Source organism: Anaerocolumna jejuensis DSM 15929 (genome assembly GCF_900142215.1).
In the GTDB taxonomy this organism is placed as follows: domain Bacteria; phylum Bacillota; class Clostridia; order Lachnospirales; family Lachnospiraceae; genus Anaerocolumna; species Anaerocolumna jejuensis.
Map to the genome: position 1 here is coordinate 43,742 of NZ_FRAC01000006.1, position 24,489 is coordinate 68,230.

Here is a 24,489-nt window from a genome sequence, read left to right on the forward strand (position 1 = left end):
GTTTTCTGTAATTCCGGGAGTGACTTTCTGTTGTTGTGCATCTCAACATATTATTATACTTGATAAGAAAAATGACTGCTAACTGTGTGAAGGATGTGTCCACTTTGGTTTAACACCTCGAATATGAGTTGGATTTGTGAAGTTGAGTCTATTGTTGTATAATTAAACGATAGATTTATTGAATATTATTTATTTTATAAAGGGGACTAACTATGGGAAATGGAATTAAATGTTTTGTTGACATTATTGTTTTGATTCTAATATACGTTATTTATCTTTTTAAAAAATGGAAGTTCAAAGGGAAAGATGTTTTACTGGTTAATACACTTTTCTATGTATATATAATTTTGGTACTCTATGTGACACTTATGCCTATTATTGTTTCTCTTCCTTTTATTTTTAATCACCCTTATGTGCCAATGAACATGCTGCCTTTTGACGATTATTTTTCAGGAAGAGGCGATACAGTGCGGCAAATAATACTGAATATCATAATGATGATTCCATTTGGATTTTTAATGCCTATTAGTAAAAAAAATAATCTATTCATGTGCATACTGCGGACATTTCTATTCAGTCTTGGTATTGAGCTGCTTCAGCCATTAATCAGTGGTTTCCGATCATCTGATATAACAGACTTAATTACAAACACAATTGGTGGAATCATCGGATATATACTATATATAATTTTTAGACCGTTCGTGAATGTCATATTAAATTCCATAAAGTCAAACTATAATGAGCCTAATATGCATAGTGGGGATTCCGTGTAAATACAAGGCAACGGTCATATACTCATGAAATATATATCCTACTCTAACACTTTGACATGAATCGGAAAGTGTTAGAGTGAGCAGGTAATAGTTTTTCATAAAAAAGCAGAAAAAGTAAGTAAAAAACATTATAAGCTATTTAAAGCAGTATCCAAAAATCATACAATTAATGAAGACAAGTTTATTTGGAGAAGGGAAATTGAATACCAAATAAATATGAATAAATAAAAATGGGCAGAAAGTGTTTCGGAAGTAATAAAGAAATGGTTGAAACCCTGACAGAACGAAGCAGGAATAAAAAATTGACCGGGCAGGAATTATTTGTCTGTAAAATAGGAAGGGAGCAGTAATGAAATGATTTTTCAGCCTAAAACGTTGGATTATACAATAAGTCCCTACACAGGGCTTACCAGAGAGAGCTGGATAGAAGCAGGTGAGTATCTTTTAACAGGTATCTTTCAGAATATTAAATCGATTCATGATCCCGTAATCATGCCAAGAAAAGAAACGGAAGTTACCTATCCTCATAAGAATGCGGCTGAGGGACAAAAGGAAATTGAAAAAAAAGCGGAGATTTTTGAAGGACTGGCAAGATCCTTCTTTCTGGCGGCACCATTGATTCATAATGATCCGGATATTACCGTCTGTAATTACAGGCTCACGGACTATTATAAGGAGCAGGTATTACGGGCATGTACCAGAAGCGACGTAAATTCGGTTGGAAATTATGAGGAACAATTAGAATTAGCAGGAACCCGTGATCCTTTCAGAACCTTCCAGCAGACGGTTGAGACATGTGCCCTGGTAGTGTGCCTGTGGAACTGCAAAGCAGAAATCTGGGACACATATACCAAAGAAGAAAAGGATACCATAGCTGCCTTTCTGTCTGGTTATGCCCATGCCAGTACAGTTCCCCAGAACTGGCGCCTGTTCAATATGCTGGATATGGCTTTTTTATACAGGGAAGGGTACCCCATTGATGAGGATATCATGAGGGACCACGCCCAGGCAATCCTTAATTTCTATGCCGGAGACGGCTGGTACCGGGATGGGCACTCCTTTGATTACTATTCCTGCTGGGCATTTAATGTATATACACCTATCTGGAATCTTTGGTACGGCTATGAAAAGGAGCCTTATCTTGCGAAAAAATTCGAAGAGAATTCCAATAAATTAATGGAGACCTATGGGGACTTTTTTGACAGGGATGGCTTTACCAATATGTGGGGAAGAAGCAACATTTACAGGAATGCGGCTACCAGTGCTTTTGACGGAAATATGCTGCTGAAAAGCTCAGAGGCGGACCCCGGGCGAGCCAGACGTATTGCCTCCGGCTCGCTGCTGCAGTTTCTGACCAGAGAGGACTTCCTCTATAAAGGGATTCCTACCCTGGGATTTTACGGGCAGTTCACGCCCCTGGTCCAGGGGTATTCCTGTGCGGAATCACCCTTCTGGCTTGGGAAGGCATTTATCTGCCTGCATTTGCCGGCAGACCATCCTTTCTGGACAGCCAGAGAGAATAACGGCACCTGGGATAAGCTAGGGGAAAAGGAGCTGAAAGAGACAACCCTTGACGGACCGGCCCTTTGCTTTACCAACCATGGAGCCAACGGAGAGACTATTCTGCGGACTGGCAAGGTAGTAAAGAATATCGGGGATGAGCATGGCATGTGGAATTATTCCAAGCTGTGCTTTAACACCAAATATCCATGGGAATCGGCACCTTCTGCAGATGTGGAAGCACAGCAGTATGTGTTAAAGGATTTGACATCCGGTGACTATACCAAAGGAAATGTTACCTTCTGGCATGGAAAGAAAGAGGGGGTATTATACCGGAGACAGTTCTTTCATTACGAATTATCCAAGGAAAGCACCTGGATTCAGGCAGTGAATCTTGCGGATTTTCCGGTGCCTTATGGAATAATCAGAGTGGATAAGCTTAAGCTTCATCGCAGGCCCATAACTTTGACCCTGGGTGCCTATGGCTTTCCGGATAACGGAACAGAGATAATACAGCTGGAAAAAGGAAATGCAAAAGCAATCATCCTGAAAGGACACGATTTCACCGGAAGAGAAAAGCAGCTTGCAATGACACTGTATGATGGCTGGGATGAGATTGCACTCCTCCACAGTGAGGGAACTAATCCGGACTCTGCAAAATCCATTGTGGTCTATGGAAAGCTTACCCAAAAGAAGCAATACGGATATGAGCCTTATATTATGATTTCCCAGGTGATTACGAAAGAAAGCCTGGAGGAATTTGGGGAAGAAGAAATTTTTCCCATTGCCTCAGTCACTTATAAGGACAAGGAAAAATGCGGTGGTTACGGCCCTGTAAATGTGCTGCTTAAAGATGGAAGCAGAAAAGTAATTGAGTTCGAAGGGATAGAGGGAAATCTGCAGCTGTAATTTCAGATAGGTAATACGAAATTGAGGCTTTGTGTTTTAGGTTACTCTTGATATAGAGATATAGAAAGCGCTTGTATCATTCCTCTGCATAGAGACTTAAGATACATTACCAGTTTTATATACGGCAATCGCAATGAATTGTCCGATTGGATGTATATAAAGCTGGTATTTTTTGAATAGTGTTATTCAGCATTCCCATATATTATAATTTAGATATAAAGGGAATCCCCATATCAGTATGTATTCTGTATCCTCCTTTTTCATTCTATTATATCTAAAGTCCCCCAGTTCCCCACTCCTTCTCTTAATACAACATTATCCCGTCAGGAACTAAAGGTTTATCTTAAATATAGCCGTACACTCTAAATCTGCAATCCCTGCATATTAAATGCAAATAAACACATGTAACTACTTCATATGCTACAATTCCGCTAGCTTTTCTACTATCATTTCTGCGATTATCAGAGCAGTAATATTCTATTAATTGTTGAGCTGTTTTAAAGTTAATTTCAGAATTCTGCATTCCAATATGTCAAAATAAACCTATGGAAGAAACAGTGACACAATAGAATAATAACAATACAATTATATCGCAGGCGAAGTATCTTAATTAAAACTATTCATGGAGGCAATATGAAGATTAAGCAAATGAAGGTTCAAAATTTAAATAACCCCCTCGGCATTGGAACAAAGCAGCCAATCTTAAGTTATTTGCCGGATAATACTAAAACAGACCAATGCCAGTGTGCATACCGCATATTGGTATCCTCCACAAAGCAGGGACTGGAAATGGATATCGGAGACCTATGGGATACGGGAAAAAGGATGGGAAGTGAAAACTTTGGTATAGTTTATGAAGGGAAAGAAATGGCTTCCAGGCAGAAAGCTTACTGGAAGGTTAAAATCTGGGACGAAAGTGACAGGGAATCCGAGTGGAGCGATATTTCATGCTGGGAAATGGGCCTGTTAAATGCTTCGGACTGGACGGGCAGCTGGATAGGGCAGGGAGATGAATTTGGAGGAAATAAATCATCCTCACCTATGCTGATTCATGACTTTAAAATAACCAGGGAACCAATAGAATATGCCCGTTTGTATATAAGCGGACTGGGATTATTTAAGGCTTATATGAACGGAGCTGAGCTGGACGATACCTTATTCGATCCGGGTGAGAGTGATGCTGGTAAAACAGTATATTATGTTACATATGATATTACCTCTTTTCTTCAGAAGGGATGGAATACACTGGGCGTATTGCTGGGTAACGGGCAGTATACAAATTATTTGGTAAACCCTGTAATGACCCTTCCGGATGGACAGGAGCTGCCGGAGCACCGCTATCAGAAAAACGATGGGAAGGTTTTCCGGCCAGGGATTTGCGGGGATAAAAAAATGATTGCCCAGGTAGAAGTGGTTTATGGGGATGGGCAGAGAGAAATTATAGCGGTATCCGATGAGGACTGGTCATGGAAAGAAAGCCCCATCATGTTTCAAAACTGGTATGGGGGTGAGGACTATGACGGTACCCTTGAGATTGAGGACTGGTTTAAACCTGCGGACAGGGAAAAGGACTGGCTACAGGCTTCTATTATGCAGCCGCCAGGGGGTAAACTGGTAGCCAGGGAGTTTTTGCCGATTAAGATTATAAATCGTGAGCATCCTTCTTCTGTTACCAAGCTGAACAATGGTAATTGGTTAGTAGATATGGGACGGAACGGAGCCGGTTTTCCAGAACTGCATCTGAATGGAACAACACCAGAAATGAGGGGGACATGGATTAAGATGTATCCAGCCGAACTGTTAAGGGAAGACGGCAGCGGAGTCAGCCAGGCTTCCTGCACCCAGAGCTGGAGTGAAAAATATCATTGTTCCATTGTTAATTCCTATAGAGTGAAGGGAATCGGTAAGGAGTGCTGGCATCCCATTTTTGCCTATCAGGGTTTTCAATATTTGGAGGTGGAAGGCTTTCCCGGTGAACCATCCATAGAAAATTTCAGGTACTGCATCGTGCGGACGGAAAATGAAAAAAACGGAAGCTTTTATTCCTCCGATAAGCTGCTGAATCAGATCAATGATTTGGTGGAGCACTCTATTGAAAGCAATATGTTCAGTGCTTTTACGGACTGTCCCCAGATAGAGAAATTAGGCTGGATAGAAACGAGCCACCTGATGTTTCGTTCTATGGCAGGGAGCTATGACATCCGTTCCTGGATGAAAAAAATAATACATGATATCCTTGATTCTCAGATAAGCGAAGAAGAAGCCCTTATTCCCGGCAATGAGCCTGCGGGCTATGTACCGGCCATCATTCCGGAATATCAGAGAATTATAGGTCTGCACAAGGATCCCAACTGGAGCGGCGCATGTATATTCACTCCCTGGAATTATTACTGGTATTATGGTGACATTACCGTTCTAAAGGAAGCCTATCCTGTTATGAAAAAATATCTGGATTATTTAGGCGGATACACCAATAACGGAATACTGGAGAATTATGCGCAAATGGGCGAATGGGGTGAATTGAATGAAACCACTCCCAAAGTATTGGTCGCTACCTGCTCCTATTACCGGATGCTGGATACTGTCAGCAGGATTTCAGAACTTCTGGGAGAAGCTTCTGACTGTATCCTGTATAAGCAATTGGCAGAACAGGTAAGGTGGTCATTCCATAAGCATCCACTGTGCTATAATCCTTCTAGAGGTGTTTATGGAAATGGCAGTCAATCCAGCTATGGTTGTGTACTTTACAATGGGTTGGTTCCCGAAGACAGTAAAAAGGACACGCTAGATAAGCTTGTTGAGGCTGTCAGAATCAGAGATTATCATCTATCCTCCGGGGAAGTAGGTTTGAAACAGGTATTTATCGCCTTGGCTGAAAATGGCAGAAGTGATATTGTTTATAAAATGGTCATGAACAAGACAAGCCCAAGCTATCGGTTTTTTGCGGATTTGGGACTTACGACCCTGCCGGAATACTGGAATTGTGAGGAGCTGTGGCAAGGTATGGAGAGAAGCCGTAATCATGCCATGATGGGCCATGTGAAAGAATGGCTGACTTATTATATGCTGGGAATCAAACAGCTTGAACCTGCTTTCAAAAAGGTGGCAGTCAAGCCATTCCTGCCCGATGAAGTCAATGAATTAAAAGGAACCCTGGTTTGCCCTTACGGTGAAATAAGTGTTCAATATAAGCGAGAAAAAGAAGGAATTAAAACTAAAATAATACTTCCTCCCGGCGTACAGATTGTAGAACTGTAAATTATAAATTATGCCTATAGGAAAAGGCTGTTCAAAGAAATAAGAGGTCATAAATTTATATAAAAATAGATTTACGGCTTCTTTTTTTGTTCAAAATAAACTAAAGAAATAGACAGTGACGAAGAATTGTTCCATCGGTATAATGATACTAAGTTCAAGAACTTAAGGGGGAGCAGGGCTAAAAAAATTGGTTATTAACGTTAAGGAATGGAGGACTGGTATTTATGAAAAGAAAGATGTCAAAGAAATGGATAGCTGTATTAATGGCTGTAACATTGACAGCTGCTTTTATGGCTGGATGCAGTACTAAAACAAAAGAGAATACCAATGGTGCGGCAAAGGATGGCGGAGGGGTTACGTCTGATGAAAGTAATGGAAAGGCTTTGTTGCCAATGTCATTTGCCCGGACAACCGATGCTTCGATTGAATCCAATATATTTGCGCAAGTCAATGAGAACTGGGAAGATAACAGATGGAACAAGCTGTATGAGGATGAGCTGGGAGTTGATGTTGTATATAAGTGGGTTGCAACTACCGCCGAGCAGGGAACGCAGAAATTAAACGCTGCCATTGCAACAGGTGATATTCCCGATGTATGCCAGGTGGATAAGAGTACTATGAAGCAGATGGCGGAAGCGGGCCTGATTATTGATATTGCACCTTACTTTGAGAAATATGCCAGTGACAGACTCAAAAAGCTCATTGGGGATGCTGGAAGCAAAAGCATTGAAGCAGCTACTTTTGATGGAACACAGTATGGTTTTCCTTTTGTAGATAGTGACCTGGAAAGAGCTGACATGCTCTGGCTCAGGCAGGACTGGCTTGATAAGGCAGGGCTTAAGGCACCTGAAAGCATTGATGATCTGGAAAAGATAATGATAGAGTTTCAAAAGATTGGCGGAGACGGGGCAATCGGTATGAGAGTAGGAAACACCGCCAACCTTCCAGGCTTTTTTAATGCCTATGGTGTCTATCCCGGAGCATGGACCAAAGCTTCCGATGGAACGCTCCAATATGGAAAATCTACAACGGCAATGAAGGAGCCTCTTGCTAAATTGGCAGACTGGTATTCGAAAGGCCTCATAGACAAGGAATTTTATGTAAAGGATGATACTGCTGCAAATGAAAGCCTGGTAAACAGCAAATGCGGTGCCGTATATGCATGGCATGCCTATGGCTTATGGCCGCTGCAGGATAGTGTAACCTCTAATCCCAAAGCTGACTGGAGACCTTTCTCCCTTGTTCCAAGTAAGGCCGGCAATACGGTAAGCCCTGGTATCAGCCTTGCGACCACCAGCTGGTACGTTGTAAGTTCTAGATGCAAAAACCCGGAGAAATTCATTGAAATGATGAACCTGTACTGTGAAAAGAGCTTCGGAGAAAGCAAGGAGGACTATTCCAAGTACATAAATCCGGGCGGAAAAATGGAAGGCCTATGGCGGTTATCACCAGTAACGATTAATACACCGAATAAAAACCAGATTACCACCCAAAAAGTGATTAAGGCCATGGAGGATGGAAATACCAGTGATATGAACGGCGAAGAAACAAATATGTACAACTATTGCAAAGCTTACCAGGGCGGTGACAGAAGCCTGTGGGGATGGAATATTGAATTTAATAAAGGCGGCTCCCAGGAGGTTCTGATTGGATATCAAAAAGCGGGAAATCTGGTGTATGATGAATTTTACGGCGCACCCACACCCACTATGTCTAAAACAATGACGACCATAGAATCCATATTGGATGAAGCCATCATCAAAATTATATCCGGCCAGATGAAGGTCGATGATTATGATAAAGCGATTGCCGACTGGAAGGCAGCCGGCGGGGAGCAGATCACAAAAGAAGTAAATGATTGGTACAGCTCCAAATAGTCAGATTAATTACTGGTGCGGAAGGACGGTAAACAATGCATCCGTACCAGTTTTTTAAGAAGGGATTATTTATGAACAGGAAAAACAGGTATGTAAAGTCAAGCTACACCTTGGGCAAGTTTAAAAGAGAATTGCCCCTGCATCTTATGATTTTACCGGGACTTATCCTTGTATTTATTTTTAGTTATGTTCCAATGGCAGGTCTGACCATGGCCTTTCAGAATTTTATCCCCAGCAAGGGCTTGTTTGGAGAGCAAAAATGGATAGGTCTTGAGAATTTTAATTTTATATTTCATCTGCCCGGGTTTACCAGGGCATTGAGAAATACGGTTATTATTGCATTTTGGAAAATACTGCTGGGTCTGGCAGTGCCAATCATATTTGCCCTTCTTTTAAATGAAGTGCATTCGCGAAAAGTACACCGGGTTGTTCAGACAATTGTATATCTTCCTTACTTTATGTCCTGGGTAATTTTAAGCGGAATTCTAGTAGATATCCTCTCTGCAAATGGAATCGTGAACGAAACCTTGAAAAGCTTAGGAATGAATCCGGTTTTCTTCCTGGGTGATAATCGGTATTTTCGCTGGACCAGTATATGGTCCGATGTCTGGAAGAATTTTGGCTATGGCGCTATTGTATATTTGGCCGCCATCCTGGGCATTGATACGGAACTGTATGAAGCGGCACAGATTGATGGAGCAAACCGGTGGAAGCAGACATGGCATGTAACCTTACCGGGTATGCGTATGATTGTTATACTTATGCTGGTATTAAGTCTTGGTAACGTACTAAATGCCGGATTTGATCAGATATTCAACCTCTACAGCCCCGCTGTTTATGAAAGCGGCGATATTATAGATACCTTCGTGTACCGGATGGGCGTACTGGATGCCCAATATGGACCAGCAACGGCCGTGGGCCTGTTTAAATCCATTATTTCCACCATTTTTATTTCAATATCCTACATCCTTGCATACCGCCTGGCGGATTACAGGATTTTTTAGGAGGCATATGACATGAGAAAAAAATCAACTGGCAGAATCCTATTCGAAATAATTAATTATACAGTTTTATTCCTTTTAGGCTCTATTTGTTTATTACCGGTAATTCACATACTGGCAATTTCCTTTTCCAGTAATACCGCAGCTGCCGCGGGAACTGTGACACTATGGCCGGTAGGCTTTACAACCTATTCCTATGAGTATGTGGCAGGGCGGAAGGAATTCTGGCATGCTGTCTTAATATCCCTGGAACGCGTGGGCATCGGGGTCCCTCTTAGCATGCTGCTGACGATAATGATTGCTTACCCCCTCTCCAAAGAAACATCTCATTTTCGGATGCGTACGGTATATGTCTGGTTTTTCTTCTTCACCATGCTATTTTCCGGGGGATTGATTCCAGGGTATATGCTGATTCAGAATCTGAATATGATGGACAGCATCTGGGCCTTAATATTGCCTGCTGCAGTACCGGTGTATAATATTGTTCTTATGCTGAATTTTTTCCGGGGTATACCAAAGGAATTGGAAGAAGCCTCCGTGATTGACGGAGCAACCCAGTGGCAGACGTGCTTTCGGATTTATATACCCTGTGCCAAGCCATCCATTGCGACCTTATCCTTATTTACATTTGTTTCCCACTGGAACAGCTGGTTTGACGGCCTCCTGTTCTCTAATTTTTCATCCAATTATCCCTTGGCCTCTTACCTGCAAACAGTAGTGGTAAGAAGGGATATGACGCTGCTTGGAGCCGGCGATTTACAGGCATTAATGAATATATCTGACAGAACTGTAAAATCTGCTCAGATTTTTATGGGAATGTTACCGATATTTATAGTATATCCCTTCGTACAAAAGCATTTTGTAAAGGGAATTGTGGTCGGTTCCGTAAAGGGATAATTAAGCCGTTCCTTGCTTTGTTTCTGCTGCTGTCCTGCAATACTATTATTTGTAACTGGATATACCCTGTGATATAATCTTAATACAACTCATTGTGTATTCTTGTGACCGGCAGGTGATAAAAATGAATAGAATGTTATTATTGGAAAATCAGGAAAGAAAACAGCGTTTTTACCCATTAAACAGCGAAGAAATATTATATAAAAAATTATATCAGAATAACCCGGATATCTATGACTTCCGTAAGAGCAGGCAGCAGTATCACAACTGGCAGGAATTTGTTACCATATACCGTAAAGAAAATAAAACTGAAATGGAAATGTCAGATATCGCACCTACTCCTATGGAAGAAGAGTTTTTGGAAAACAGCTGGTTTTACAGAGATGACATGGATGCCTGCCTCATAGCAAATGCCAGATATTGCCCTCCCTTCTGGCATTATCTGAAGTTCATCAAGATAGTTTATGTTCTGTCCGGAGAATGTATTTTCTACACCAGGGGAGGCGGGGAACAGACCCTTAAGGCAGGCAACTTTATGATAGTCCCGCCGAATGTGGAACAAACGGTTTTTGCCAGCCATGATGAGGATATTGTTATCAATATTCTTATCCGGTCCAGCACCTTTGAAAAAGCATTTTCCACCCTGCTATTAGAGTCCGAAGAGCTGGCAAAATTCTTTTGGAAGGTACTCTATGAACGGGGCGAGAGCAGTGTAGTGTGGTTTCGTTGCCATTCCGATGTAACACTGGATAAGTTTGTACTTGATATGTGGGAAGAGTATGAAAAGCATACCTTGAACAGTAATTTTCTTCTGGTCAGCTATGCTATGGTATTTTTAGCCTATGCACTACGGCATTTTCCTCAGGATATGGAGTCCATACAGGAGTCCCGTTTGAGCAGGGTGCAGTTACCCGTGATTATACAATATATCCATGCACACTATAATACCGCCAACCTGGCATCACTAGCAGAGCATTTTCATAAAAGTAAAAGCTACCTTTGCCGTTATATCAAACAGGAAACAGGTTATTCACCGACACATCTCCTAAAAGAAATCCGGATGACCCAGGCAGCCCTGATGCTGAAAGATTCACAATGCAGCGTAGAGGAGATTATGCTGAAGGTCGGATATACAGATATAAGTTATTTCTACAAGGCATTTAAGCAGTGTTATAGAATGACACCTGCGGCTTACAGAAAACAAGGGAATATCCCTTATCTGTAAAATATGCAGTGCTTGTAGCATCTTATGATTTTTCTTACACTTCTTATTAAATAAGAATCCTAGTAATTAAGGCATATTGTAAACTGGCAATTCAGGCAGCTGCAGTATGTCTTTTTAATCTCCTTTTTCCGCCTTGAATTTATCCATTATTTTATGAAAGGAGAGTACTAAGTGCTGAATATTCCATACAACATGTTTCAATACTCCATGTAAGAAGATAATAAAGGATGGTAAGCTAATACTATCAAAAAAGAGGAGGTATTTAAATGGTATTTAAAAAGCTAAGTGCAATATTTTTAATTGCTGCATTGACTGCAGCATCTGCTACGGGGTGCAGCTCAAACAAAATTGACACCTCGGCAGATAAAGCAAAGGTAGAGGGGAATACAACAGCTTCACCAACAGCATCAACGGACGCCGGTACCAAAAAATATGAGGGGGTTACACTATCCATTCTGAGGGAAAATTCCATGTCAGCCGAGGGATTAAATGCAGTACTTAAGGCAGCTACGGATGAGTTAGGCATGAAATTTGATGTAGAGACCTATGTTTCCGGCTCCGACGGGGACAACATTATCAAAACCAGATTGGCTTCGGGAGAAATGTCGGATCTCTGTATTTACAATGCAGGTTCCCTGCTGACTGCCTTAAATCCCTCCGAATACTTTGCGGATATTTCCAACGAAGAAGCCGCTTCCAGACTGGATGATACCTTTAAGAGCACAGTTACTGTGGATGGTGCGGTTTATGGAGTACCCTTTAATTCAGCGGCCGCAGGAGCAGTTTTATATTATAAGCCGGATTATAAGGAGTTGGGGTTATCCGTTCCCAAGACATGGGAGGAATTTCTGGCGAACTGTGATGCATTGCAAAAAGCAGGAAAGACAGCTCTCATTGGCACCTTTGGAGACAGCTGGACTTCTCAGGTTCTATTCTTAGGTGATAATTACAATGTTTTAGCGGCCCAGCCGGATTTCCCTAAAAAATTCGAAGCCGGAGAGAATAAATATGCAACAACAAAAGCCGGTTTAAGAAGCTTTGAAAAAATGGCGGATGTCAGTAAATATTATAATAAAGATTATTTAGCTGCCACCTATAATGATGGTGTTGATATGCTGGCAAATGGCGAAGGCAGCCAATGGATCATGCTTACACAGGTTTTAAGCAATATCTTTGAATTGTATCCGGAAAAGGTGAATGATATAGGAGTGTTCGCAATACCGGGAGATAATCCGGACGACAACGGATTAACCGTATGGATGCCGAATGCTTTATATGTTAATAAGGAATCCAAAAATGAGGCAGCAGCCTTAGCCTTTATCAATTTTTACACCTTCGCCAAGGCATTGGATGCCTATTCATCCTCTATTTTACCTGATGGTCCTTACTGTATTAAAAATTACAAGCTGCCCGATAATGCTTATGATGCCGTGAAAACCGATATGCAGGCTTACTTTGATGCCGGAAAAACAGCAGTTGCTTTGGAATTCCTGACCTCCGTAAAAGGTCCTAACTGTGCGGCAATAACCCAGGAAGTCGGAACCGGGCAGGCTACGGCAAAAGAGGCGGCTAAGGCTTATGATGAAGATTGCAAAAAACAAGCAGTGCAGCTGGGATTAAATTGGAAATAATTAATCTATTATTAGCCGCCTGTCTCAGGCGGCTAAACTTATCAATAGAAGCAGGAGGTTTAAATGATATGAATAAAAAGAAAATCTATTCTACCTGGTTTTTAGTGCCGGCAGCTGTTATTTTCTGTGTTTTCTTTTTAATTCCGTTAATCACATCATTATTCTACAGTTTAACAGTATGGGACTTTAACAGCTTTCGCTTTGTGGGCCTGGAAAATTTCAAGATGTTCTTTACGGAACAATCCTTAAGCGGCAGTATGAAAAACACATTGGTCTATGCGTTTTCTACCAGTGGCTCAAAAGTTATCATTGCGTTTTTTCTGGCTGTATTTTTGACCAGTAACATAAAATCGAAGAATTTCTTACGTTCCATCGTATTCTTCCCGAATATCGTAAGTACCATGGCTATCGGAATTACCTTTGCCGCTTTGATGCACCCTACAAAAGGTCTGTTTAATACTGTTTTAAATATGATCGGTCTAAAAGGGGCCGATTGGCTGGGCAATGCGGATATTGCACTTTACAGTGTAATTTTTACAGATGTCTGGAAGGGAGTCGGTGTGGCAACGGTCATCTACATAGCCGGCATTCAATCCATTGATAAGACATATTACGAAGCCGCTTCCATTGATGGTGCCAGCGGGTGGCAGCAGCTGAGGAACGTAACAATGCCCTTGGTAAGACCGGCGATGAATTCAGTCATCATACTGTCCCTGATCGGAGGCCTTCGGTCTTTTGATCTGATTTGGTCCATGACAGGCGGCGGTCCCGGCTTTGCCACTGATGTAGTTGCTTCGGTTGTCTATAAACAATATGCTGCAGGGTATTATGGTCTTTCTACGGCAGGAAATATCATCATGTTTATATTGATTGCAGTGATTGCTTATCCATTGCAGAAATTCTTACTGAGCAGGGAGGTTAATTAATATGGAAAAAAAGAAAAGATTATCGATTTTAGCTGATATTTTGGGTATTCTGGGTGCTTTGATCATCTTTGTCATTCCTTTCCTCTTTATGCTTGTGAATTCATTAAAAGATAGAAGAGGAGCCAACCTGCTCAGGCTGTCACTTCCGGAGACTTTTCAGTGGAAGAATTATACTGAAGTGATAACAGCCAATAACGGAATCATTTTTACGGCATTTAAAAACAGCTTGATTATTTCACTGGGTTCGGTACTGGTATTAATAATAGCTTGCGCAATGGCCGGTTATGTGTTACAAAGAAGAAAAGACAAGGTAATGAGCGTCTCCAATGTATTTGTTATGGCCGGACTTATGGTTCCGCCCGCTATTTTGCCTACGATTTCCATTATGCAGAATCTTCATGTATACAAGACCCTGTTTGGTATGATTATGGTTGAAGTAGCCTTGCAAATACCATTTACCATAATGCTTTACCGTGGTTTTATGAGTTCCATACCGGTTGAACTGGAAGAAGCCGGGTATATTGACGGCTGTACAAGGAGTAAGTTATTTATTTCAATTGTATTGCCGCTGCTAAAGCCTGTTACTGCTACCGTTACTATTTTAAATGCCGTAACAATATTCAATGATTTTACAAATCCCCTGTATTTCTTACCGGGAAATAAAAATGCAACGGTGCAGCTGACACTTTATAATTTTATGGGGCAGTTTTCAAGCTCCTACGGCCTGCTTTTTGCAGATGTAATCATTATTACCATACCGATGATTCTGTTATTTATCTTTTTTAATAAGAAAATTGTTGATGGTATGACGGCAGGTGCCGTTAAAGGGTAATTATTCGTATCAAAAGAAATATGTTGTTGGAATTATAAGTAAATTATGGATGCAAGGGGGGCAGGATATGCGGTTTAAAACAAAAATGGTCGTAATGTATGCAATTCTCATGGTTGTAATTGCTCTTGTCCTTGGTTTAGGTTTTTATCAATACAGCGTAAAACAGTACGAAAAGACAGAGGAAAAGAATCTGGAGGTAGCAGCGAATCAGCTGGTGGTTCAATTTGATGAAAAGCTGAAAACGATGGAAATGACCATGAATTATATTCTTTCCGATTCCGATGTTTTATCCAGTATTCGTATGCTGGCCCAGACCTCGGAAAAGAATGTTCCCATACAGTATAAGGAAGAAGCTAACTTAAATATCCGTACCGGAATCAATACGGATTACATAACAAAGCATTTTTACCGCACCATATTTTTTAATAAAACCGGAAGCATGATCAGCACTTATAGTTCAACAAGCGGAAAAGCGGAATCTTCCGTGGATTTGACCCGTATGCCATGGCTGGGGCGGGCAGATAAGGAAAAGGGTACACCAATTATAGTCAGTGCTCACAAAGATACCTGGAGCAGTAAGGATATTCAGGTGTTCTCCCTGGTAAAAGCCATTCAGGGTGAAAATATGGGGTATATCGAGATACAAAAGTCCCTGGGGGACCTGGAAAAAGAATTGCAAATATCAAAAGACAACCTCCTATTTATGATATATGTTAACAGCAGTGAGCTGCTCCTGACAAATTCAAAGGAGCCGGCTTTTGATATATATAAAGAGCTGGCTGAACAAAAGGGCACTTTTATAAAGAATATAAAAACAAAAAATGGCGAGCAATTGGCAGTAAAGGGGCATTCAAATACTTATGGTTTTAATATCCTGGTAGCCGAAGACAGGGAAATCATCAAGAAGGAAAGTGCTTATATTACTTCCATGACCTTTGGTATAGTTTTAGCATTTTTTATTATTTCCATGGCTTTTGTTATGATATTATCTCAATATCTAACAAAGCCGCTAAGACAGCTGCGTACAATTATGGAGCGTACAAAGCTGGAAAACATAGATGATGAAGTTAACCTGGATACTTCTGATGATGAAATCGTGGCTTTAAGCAGTTCCTATCAAAATGTATTGGAGCGTTTGCATAAATCTATTATAAAAGAAAAGAAAATGTCTTTATTACAAATACAGGCTCAGTTTGATTCTTTACAATCTCAGGTAAACCCGCATTTTTTATATAATGTGCTGAACGTAATCGCAGCAAGAGGCATGAGTACCGGTGATGAAAATATTTGTGAAATGTGCGGAAGCCTCGCTATGATGCTGCGTTACTCCACAAATAACAAGAACCGCTATGCAACCATAGAAGAGGAATTGCAATATTTAGACCAATATTTCTATTTATTGAAATCCAGATATGAACATAAAATAGATTTTGAAGTGACCGTAAACAGCAACATCCGAAAACAGATAATTCCGAAAATAGTACTTCAGCAGATTGTAGAAAACTGTGTTAACCACGGCTTTAAAAACAGTACGAAGCAAATGCAGATCCGTATTTATGGGTGGGAAGAAAAAAACTACTGGTATATTAAAATACAGGATAATGGACAGGGATTTGAGGAAAAGACACTGGAAGCCATTAGGGATAAGCTGAATATCACAAAGGAACGCTTATTAAAAGAGGGAACCAGTATGGAATTGGAAATTGGCGGTATGGGCTTAATTAATACCTATGCCAGATTGCTGCTCCTTTTTAATGACGATTTATACTTTAAGTTAAAAAATGTAACAGGCGGTGCAGAGGTAATAATTGGGGCATCTATAAGAACTGATATAAGCACTTAAGCCAAGATCATATGAAAGGAAAAAATTATGTTTAAAGTAATAGTTGTGGATGATGAACCTAGTGCACTTGATCATATTTGTACAATTATTAAAAATAAAAATCCGGAATATGAAGTTATAGGAACGGCAGATAATGGTCTGGAGGCTTTGGAAATGACACGAAGCCTGGAACCGGATTTAGTTATCAGTGATGTTAGAATGCCTCTGATGGACGGAATTAAACTGGTATCTGAAATTAAGAATGAGTTACCGGAAATATTCACCATCATCGTAAGTGGTTATCAGGATTTCGAATATGCAAAAGGAGCAATTCAGTCCGGGACCTATGATTATATATTAAAACCTATATTGCCATCGAATATGAAGATGGTCTTAGAGAAGCTTGCCATAATTTTAAGAAAGAATTATTTTCTTGAACGTAAGCTGATTATTCATAAATTGGTTAATGGCAAAAGCTGTGAGGAAAATAAAATACAAAAATATTTTCCTTATAAAGAGTATTATTGTGCCATTATCCGAAAGAACGGATTGCTCCGCAGGTTTGCCGCAGACAGCAATGTGGAGATATATCCGGAAAGTCATGAAATAATGACAATCTATGGGCGGGATGAGATGGAATCCCTCTATATTCTGCCAAAAGAATTACTTGTAGGGAAAACCTTTGAAGAATATATTACAGGTGTGAAAGAGAAAGGCAAAACAAATAACCAGTATATAACTTTAATTTACGGCAATCATAGTTTTCCGGTGTCAAAATTACAGGAGAAGGTTAAAGAACTGTATCGAACCTTGGATACCGTCAGTGTTGTGGGCTTAAATCAGGTTTTAAATATTGACAATCCCTTTTTACTGAAGGAGATAGAATTTAATAGTTCCGCTATAAAAAAAGTATTGGAAAATCTGGAGTGCCTGGTAAAGGAACAGCAATATGACAAATTTAAAAAGGAATTAAAACGGCTGTATCAGAAATGGCTGGAAGAAAAGAAGCCCCAATTGTGGACTGAGCACATATCCCACCAGATTATTTATATAGTCAATAAATATAATAAAGAAGCTTTTTCCCTGATCGAGTGTGAATACATGCTGGAAGATACCTTTTTTTATGCCGAAACCATTGAAGAATTGGTCGATAACCTGCTCGAAATTATATTTAAATATGTCAGAAATTCCGAGGAATATTACAAGGTGGATACAATCGAATTTTTTAATTCCATCCTGTTGTATCTGGAGAATCATTTATCCGAAGATTTATCTTTGCAGGTCATATGTAAGAAATTCACGGTCTCACAGACCTATTTAAGCAGAATGTTTCGTAAATATACCAGTGAATCCTTTAATCAATATTTGATATCCATGAGAATGAATAAGGCCATTGAGATTATGCAGAATGATTCAGAAAAATATATAAAGGATGTGGCAGCAATGGTCGGTTATTACGACCAGTTTTATTTCAGCAGGGTATTTCGTTCCTATACCGGAAAATGTCCCACTGACTATTTAGTAGGAATCTCATTGCAGGGATAAGTGCCATCTTATGCTGTATATTACATGTAAAATGCTGGATTATCCATGTCTAATTGATAAATACCTGATATACTTAAAAGAATATTAACACAAATTTTTGCTTTTTAGTGAAAGGAGAAGGTCATGTTAAAAGTTAGAAAAAATGTGTTAAGAATGATTGCAGGGCTACTCAGTTTTATAATTCTTTTAAGTGTATTCATTCTTCCGGCAATGGCAGTTAATGCTTATGGTCCTCTGACAATGTACACTGCCGAGCCGGCAGCATCTGTGCGGTATGGAACATTATATCCGCATGCAATTCAGCTTCAGTACCAGAACAACGGGGCTTATAATGGCAGGATGTATGCAACCTTTGAAAAATACACCGTTGAGCCATTCACTTTTCCGGTATTTGAGAGCACTGACAGTGGTGCGTCATGGACACGGCTTCCTGATGTAACAGATGAGGTAAACGGATGGGGATTAAAACAGGAACCGCATTTGTTTGAGCTTCCCCAGGACATTGGAAGCCTGGAGAAGGGAACCATCATAATGATCGGCAATTCGGAACCTGCAGATGATTCAAAAACTAAAATTGATATGTACAAGAGCACAGACCTCTGCAGGTCCTGGACCTTTGTAAGCTCAGTGGCTTCCGGCGGAAAAGCAGCAATGGGCACGGCCAGTGCCATTTGGGAGCCATGGCTAATTGCAGCAAATAACAAATTAATTTGCTTTTATTCCGATGAGCGTGGCATGACCTCCGGCGGTCAAAAAATAGTTGCACAGTCAACAACCGATGGAGTTAACTGGAGCCCTCCCTTTGATGTTTGCAATTTTTCTTCCCTGAATCCCAGTCACCGTCCCGGTATGCCAGTAGTTACAAAAATGGCCAACGGCCAGTATATAATGGTTTATGAGTACATAGGGTTACCGGGAGCACCCAATTACTATAAAATCACCTCAGATGCCGAAAACTGGTCTCCGTCAGAGCGGGGAACAGTATACGGATACGGCGGAGATCCTTATGTCGCTGTTATGAAGGACGGTAAGGTGGTTGCCGGCGGTTACAATGATACAGGTATATTTGTAAATGCAAATAATGGTACCGGCATTTGGACGAAACAGGCTGCCCCGTTGGCAAACGGCTACAGAAGATGCCTTGTGCCTTTAGCAAACGGAAGACTGTTTATAATGAATGGCGGTCCTTTGAAAGAACCTGCTTTAAATTCTGTTACATATGCCGATATGCCTGTAAACGGAGTTGAGGGACAGAGTATATATTTTAAGCTTATGAATAAAGCCGCCGGAAAAGCCCTTGACGGAATGGGGGATACAACAGCCGGCTCAAATGTATGTCAATTTGCGGAAAATGTAACGGATAACCAATTATGGATTAATGTCGATTTGGGTAATGGCTATTTCGCCATACAAAACAAAGCCACGGGATTAAGATTGGACACTATGGGAAGAAAAACAGATGGAAGTATTGTTGGCCAATATACTGCCAGTTCAAGTTATAACCAGCAGTGGTCAATTGTATCCCAAGACGGAGATTACTGGAAGATCGTGAACCGCGCTACCGGTAAATGTCTTGATACCGGAGACCAGACAGGTGATGGTGCCCCCATGCAGCAATGGTACAGCAATTACAGTAATAATCAGCTCTGGCGCTTTTCATCAAACTAATTGTTAAAATAGAAGGAACCATGCTTATCTAATGTTATTATTAGTTTTGCTATGGTTCCCCCTCTATTCCCACCTGATTATTTTGCTTTTTATTACAACTATAAAATTATTAATAACTTTTATTCTTTATTCTCCCGGGCATTCCGCTTTTCTTGCGGCAGCTATGACTGTCAGATAATCCTGTATCAATTCCCTATCCACACCCATTTTCTCCAGATACCGGTCGGCCAGTGTCTGCTTAAGTACCAGCAGCTGTTCCCTGTCACCTCCTATATCCGGTACCGGTGTGTATTGCACCAGGTAAACTGTCCTGGCGATATCGTACAGATAATTACCGCGGCATACATTCATAAAATCTATTGCAATTGCTTTTCCGCCAGAAATGATTACATTACCGGGGTGAAAATCTCCGTGGCAGAGAGTTTTTCCCTCAGGGAGCTTATGCAGCAGCTTAAGCATCTTTTCCTTTTCCTCAAACGTCAGGAAGGCTGACTCCTGGATATGATACCTTAGAAAATCCTTATAATCAGGAATATCCGTACTGGTATTGGCAAGAATTTCTTTATGCAGCCCTGCCAGGTAATCCGTGCACATTTCCAGATCCTTCGTAGCCAGCACCCTGTCAAGTAAGGATTCTCCGTCAATCCTGTCATATATAATGCCATACTGGCCTTCATATATTAATTTTCCGTAGGTTTTAGGTTTATTGAACTTCATGGGATTTACTATGACAGTGTTGCTGAATTCCCTGTCAACAACTTCCTCGGAATACCCCGGATGAAAGAGTTTCAGGACTTTCCCCTCCTCCCATTGGTAAACAACTGCCGTATTTCCCGTACCAATTACAATGCCTTTCTCCATAGCTTCTCCAATCTGGTTTTATATTTGATGTACTCAAAATTCTAATTGTAATAAATATGTTTATTATATAGTAAAGAATAAATTCTTTCCAGAAAAATATTAAACTATAACCCCTGAAATAGCAAGGTTAGCGTAAGACCGGGAGAGTGGCAGCGGCAGAGAACCAGTAAAATGTAGTGACTGCTGCAGAACGTATATTGATGAATCCTCATAAATAAAAACCATGTATATAAAAGAATTCATTCCGTATTTATACATGGTTTTTAATTTATTCAAGGATTTATTCATTTTCTAACAGCCCATTGTTTTATAAAAAAATACAAGCTTATCTTATCCCTCGATTTCGCGGATCAAATTTACCATTTCAATGGCCCCGGCAGCGCAGTCAAAGCCTTTATTGCCTGCTTTTGTACCGGCACGCTCAATTGCCTGCTCGATATTTTCTGTGGTTAACACCCCAAACATAACAGGAATTCCGCTGTGAAGGGCCACATTCGCGATGCCCTTAGAAACCTCATTGCAGACATAATCATAGTGGCTCGTACTTCCGCGGATTACGGCGCCAAGGCAGATTACCGCGTCATACTTACCACAGGATGCCATTTTAGAAGCAATCAGGGGAATTTCAAAGGCACCGGGAACCCATGCAACTTCAACATCCTCCTCTAGGACATCATGGCGTTTTAAGCAATCCAGGGCACCAGTCAGCAGCTTTGATGTTATAAACTCATTGAAACGTGCGGCAACAATACCGATTTTAATTTCCTTTGATACTAACTTTCCTTCAAATACTTTCATGTGAACCTCTCCTTTTAATAATGTAATATATGACCCATTTTTTCCTGTTTTGTTTTCAAATAGAATAAGTCATAAGGGTTAGCTTCCGCCTGAATCGGAACACGTTCTGTTATTTCCAGCCCAAAGTCAGAAAGCTCATATACCTTTTGGGGGTTATTCGTCAGAAGACGAAGAGTCCTTGCTCCTAAATGCCGCAGAATCTGCGCACCGATATAGTATTCCCGCAAATCGCCGTCAAAGCCCAGGGCAAGATTTGCCTCCAGGGTGTCCAGGCCATGGTCCTGTAATTCATAAGCACGAAGCTTATTCACCAGCCCGATTCCGCGGCCCTCCTGACGCATATAAAGAAGCACGCCGCGCCCTTCCTTTTCAATCTGTGCCATTGCGGCGGCAAGCTGCTGCCCGCAATCGCAGCGGAGAGAGCCGAAGGCGTCTCCTGTGAGGCATTCGGAGTGGACACGGCACAGCAGCTCCCTGCCATCTCCAATGTCACCCTTGACAAGAGCTACATGGTGTTCGCCATTTAACTTGTTCACATAGCAGTGAGCCGTGAAATCACCGTACTTCGTGGGCATACTGTTCACAGAGGTTCGGACCACGAGAGTATCATTTTTCTTGCGGTATTCCTGCAATGCTTTAATCGTAATGAATATGATATCCCATTCCTTTGCCAAATCTGCCAGAGCAGGTGTACGCATCATGGTACCGTCTTCCCCCATGATTTCACAGCACAAACCGCATTCCTTCAATCCCGCAAGCCGCATTAAATCCACTGTTGCTTCGGTATGCCCGCCACGCTCCAGAACTCCGTTTTTCTTTGCCTGAAGAGGGAACATATGCCCCGGCCGGCGAAAATCTTCCGGCTTTGAGCTTTCGTCCACACACTTCATAGCGGTAACAGAGCGTTCTGCCGCAGATATACCGGTGGTGTTTCCTGCATAATCTACTGACACAGTGAATGCGGTATGATGATTATCCATATTTTCTGTGACCATCTGGGGAAACTTCAGCCACTCACATATTTCTCCGCTCATGGGCATGCAAATCAGCCCCTTGCCATGAGTTGCCATAAAATTGATATTTTCCGTGGTGGCAAATTGGGCCGCGCAGATAAAGTCACCCTCGTTTTCCCGGCCCTCATCATCCGTAACAAGTATAATTTTTCCCTTACGCAAAGCGTCCAGCGCTTCTTCAACCGAATTGTATTGAAACATGTGCATTCCCTCCTAAAATCCATATTTTTCGATAAATTCTTTTGTCAAAGTGTTCTCTGTCTTTGGAACAGCAGAAGTTCCGAAGAGTTTTTCAATGTATTTTCCTACAAGGTCATTTTCCAGGTTAACCTTATCTCCAAGGGCTTTTTGGGAAAGAATTGTAGATTTGACTGTGTGTGGAATGGCTGAGATACTAAAATCCTCACCGCTCACACTGGCAATTGTCAGGCTTATGCCATCAACAGCAATGGAGCCTTTTTCAATGATGTACCTTAAAATGCGTTCCTGAGCACGGAAAGTGTACCAGACAGCATTGTCTTCTTTATGGATTTTGCTAATGACCCCAACCCCGTCGATATGCCCGGAAACCATATGCCCGCCAAAGCGTCCGTTTACAGGCATGGCCCGTTCCAAGTTAACAGGACTTTTCCTTTTCAGGCTGCCCAATGAAGAACGGTTCAATGTTTCGTGCATGACATCAGCTTGAAAGGTATCTCCTGAACAGCCTGTTACAGTCAGGCATACGCCGTTTACCGCAACACTGTCACCAAGGTTCAGGTCATTGAATATAACCTTTCCTTGAATGGTAAGTACAGAGGACTGGGCACCTTTACGGATTTCTTTCAAAATACCGATTTCCTCAATTATTCCTGTAAACATGGATATGCCACCTCACTTTCAATCAGGATATCCTCACCTAACCGTGAGATGGTGCTGTTTGTGAGACAGAAAGCAGTTTCGGGGCTTTCCGCCCCTTTTCCGGATATGGGTGTTCTCGCCTCCAAGCCTCCAAGCAGCTTGGGAGATATATATGCCTGAACCTTGTTTACAATACCGCTGTTCAGAGCCGACCAGTTCAGCATACCTCCGCCTTCCAGAAGAATACTGTCGATGCTTTCTTCTCCGAGTTTCGTCATTAGTTCACAGAGCTCCAGATGGCCGTCTTTTTCCGTGACAGGGAGTATGCGGCAGCCTGCTTTGATATATGGAGCATATTTTCCGGTGTCACGGCAGGCCGTAGCAATTATTGCAGGCACAGCGCCGGCTGTTTTCACGATATTTGAATCCAGCGGTGTACGCAAATGAGTGTCACAAATAATCCGGACCGGGTTTCTTCCATTTTCAAGCCGGCAGGTCAGAAGGGGATTATCCGCAAGTACGGTACCAATGCCTGTCATAATGGCAGAGTAGTACAGGCGGTCCTGGTGCACTTTTTTACGTGCCGGCTCCCCTGTGATCCATTTTGATTTTCCGGTGTAGGCGGCCGTTTTCCCATCCATTGTCATGGCATATTTCATGACCACATATGGCTGTTTGGTTTGGATGTAATGAAAAAATACCTCATTGAGCTTTCTGCATTCCTGCTCCAAAACTCCCTCTGTAACTTCAATGCCCTGCTGCCGAAGCTGTTCGATTCCTTTCCCGGCCACCATGGGATTTGGGTCCTTGCAGCCGATAACAACCTTTTCAATGCCGCTTTGGAGAATAGCCTCTGTACAGGGAGGCGTTTTGCCAAAGTGGCAGCAGGGCTCCAAGGTGACGTAAAGCACCCCGCCTGCCGGGGCTTCCCTGCAGCCGGCAAGCGCATTACGTTCTGCGTGAAGCCCGCCGTACCTTTCATGATATCCCTGACCGATGATTTTATTGTCCTTCACAATAACGGCACCTACCATTGGATTGGGATTTACAAAACCTTTTCCTTTTTCCGCCAGTTCCAGTGCCATGCGCATGTACTCTGTGTTTTCCATGCAA

Annotated in this window: 18 protein-coding genes; 13 read left to right on the forward strand and 5 right to left on the reverse strand. The window is 41.5% G+C overall.

Features of this window, described 5'->3' with window-relative positions; all coding sequences use genetic code 11:
- Positions 1-212: 212 nt before the first annotated feature.
- The 13 genes from BUB77_RS00185 (at position 213) to BUB77_RS00245 (ending at position 19,864) form a co-directional block, all read left to right on the forward strand.
- On the forward strand, positions 213-773 hold the full coding sequence (locus BUB77_RS00185; RefSeq protein ID WP_073271619.1) for a VanZ family protein: 561 nt from the start codon (positions 213-215) through the stop codon (positions 771-773).
- Positions 774-1,127: 354 nt separating this feature from the next.
- Positions 1,128-3,182: a DUF2264 domain-containing protein gene (locus tag BUB77_RS00190; protein ID WP_073271622.1), complete on the forward strand. Its 2,055-nt coding sequence runs from the start codon at positions 1,128-1,130 to the stop codon at positions 3,180-3,182.
- Between the two features lie 633 nt (positions 3,183-3,815).
- Entirely contained in the window at positions 3,816-6,440 is a 2,625-nt protein-coding gene (locus tag BUB77_RS00195; RefSeq protein ID WP_073271624.1) for a family 78 glycoside hydrolase catalytic domain, read from the forward strand.
- Positions 6,441-6,664: 224 nt separating this feature from the next.
- Positions 6,665-8,317 carry an extracellular solute-binding protein gene (locus tag BUB77_RS00200; protein WP_084123835.1) on the forward strand — a complete coding sequence of 551 codons (1,653 nt, stop codon included), beginning with the start codon at positions 6,665-6,667 and terminating at the stop codon, positions 8,315-8,317.
- 71 nt (positions 8,318-8,388) lie between these two features.
- A complete protein-coding gene (locus tag BUB77_RS00205; protein ID WP_073272890.1) occupies positions 8,389-9,321 on the forward strand; it encodes an ABC transporter permease in 933 nt (310 codons plus the stop codon).
- 12 nt (positions 9,322-9,333) lie between these two features.
- The gene (locus tag BUB77_RS00210; RefSeq protein ID WP_073271627.1) at positions 9,334-10,215 is read left to right on the forward strand and encodes a carbohydrate ABC transporter permease; all 882 of its coding nucleotides are present in this window, start codon (positions 9,334-9,336) and stop codon (positions 10,213-10,215) included.
- A 124-nt stretch (positions 10,216-10,339) separates the two neighbouring features.
- The gene (locus tag BUB77_RS00215; protein WP_073271629.1) at positions 10,340-11,440 is read left to right on the forward strand and encodes a helix-turn-helix domain-containing protein; all 1,101 of its coding nucleotides are present in this window, start codon (positions 10,340-10,342) and stop codon (positions 11,438-11,440) included.
- A 266-nt stretch (positions 11,441-11,706) separates the two neighbouring features.
- A complete protein-coding gene (locus BUB77_RS00220) occupies positions 11,707-13,071 on the forward strand; it encodes an ABC transporter substrate-binding protein (protein WP_073271631.1) in 1,365 nt (454 codons plus the stop codon).
- Positions 13,072-13,139: 68 nt separating this feature from the next.
- Positions 13,140-13,997, forward strand: a complete 858-nt coding sequence (locus BUB77_RS00225) for a carbohydrate ABC transporter permease (RefSeq protein WP_073271634.1) — start codon at positions 13,140-13,142, stop codon at positions 13,995-13,997.
- A 1-nt stretch (position 13,998) separates the two neighbouring features.
- Entirely contained in the window at positions 13,999-14,829 is an 831-nt protein-coding gene (locus tag BUB77_RS00230; RefSeq protein ID WP_073271636.1) for a carbohydrate ABC transporter permease, read from the forward strand.
- A 67-nt stretch (positions 14,830-14,896) separates the two neighbouring features.
- Positions 14,897-16,672, forward strand: coding sequence for a cache domain-containing sensor histidine kinase (locus tag BUB77_RS00235; RefSeq protein ID WP_073271639.1), 1,776 nt, complete (start codon positions 14,897-14,899; stop codon positions 16,670-16,672).
- Between the two features lie 27 nt (positions 16,673-16,699).
- Positions 16,700-18,196, forward strand: coding sequence for a response regulator transcription factor (locus BUB77_RS00240; RefSeq protein ID WP_073271641.1), 1,497 nt, complete (start codon positions 16,700-16,702; stop codon positions 18,194-18,196).
- Between the two features lie 123 nt (positions 18,197-18,319).
- The gene (locus BUB77_RS00245; RefSeq protein ID WP_073271643.1) at positions 18,320-19,864 is read left to right on the forward strand and encodes an RICIN domain-containing protein; all 1,545 of its coding nucleotides are present in this window, start codon (positions 18,320-18,322) and stop codon (positions 19,862-19,864) included.
- Between the two features lie 126 nt (positions 19,865-19,990).
- Here the strand turns inward: BUB77_RS00245 and BUB77_RS00250 are convergent, their stop codons facing one another.
- The 5 genes from BUB77_RS00250 to ribD form a co-directional block, all read right to left on the reverse strand.
- Positions 19,991-20,725, reverse strand: coding sequence for an aminoglycoside phosphotransferase family protein (locus BUB77_RS00250; RefSeq protein WP_073271645.1), 735 nt, complete (start codon positions 20,723-20,725; stop codon positions 19,991-19,993).
- A gap of 330 nt (positions 20,726-21,055) precedes the next feature.
- A complete protein-coding gene (gene ribH, locus BUB77_RS00255; protein ID WP_073271648.1) occupies positions 21,056-21,523 on the reverse strand; it encodes a 6,7-dimethyl-8-ribityllumazine synthase in 468 nt (155 codons plus the stop codon).
- Between the two features lie 14 nt (positions 21,524-21,537).
- Entirely contained in the window at positions 21,538-22,737 is a 1,200-nt protein-coding gene (locus BUB77_RS00260) for a bifunctional 3,4-dihydroxy-2-butanone-4-phosphate synthase/GTP cyclohydrolase II (RefSeq protein WP_073271651.1), read from the reverse strand.
- 12 nt (positions 22,738-22,749) lie between these two features.
- Positions 22,750-23,397: a riboflavin synthase gene (gene ribE, locus BUB77_RS00265; RefSeq protein WP_073271653.1), complete on the reverse strand. Its 648-nt coding sequence runs from the start codon at positions 23,395-23,397 to the stop codon at positions 22,750-22,752.
- On the reverse strand, positions 23,382-24,485 hold the full coding sequence (gene ribD, locus BUB77_RS00270) for a bifunctional diaminohydroxyphosphoribosylaminopyrimidine deaminase/5-amino-6-(5-phosphoribosylamino)uracil reductase RibD (protein ID WP_073271656.1): 1,104 nt from the start codon (positions 24,483-24,485) through the stop codon (positions 23,382-23,384). Before ribD ends, ribE begins: the two co-directional genes overlap by 16 nt.
- Positions 24,486-24,489: the final 4 nt, after the last annotated feature.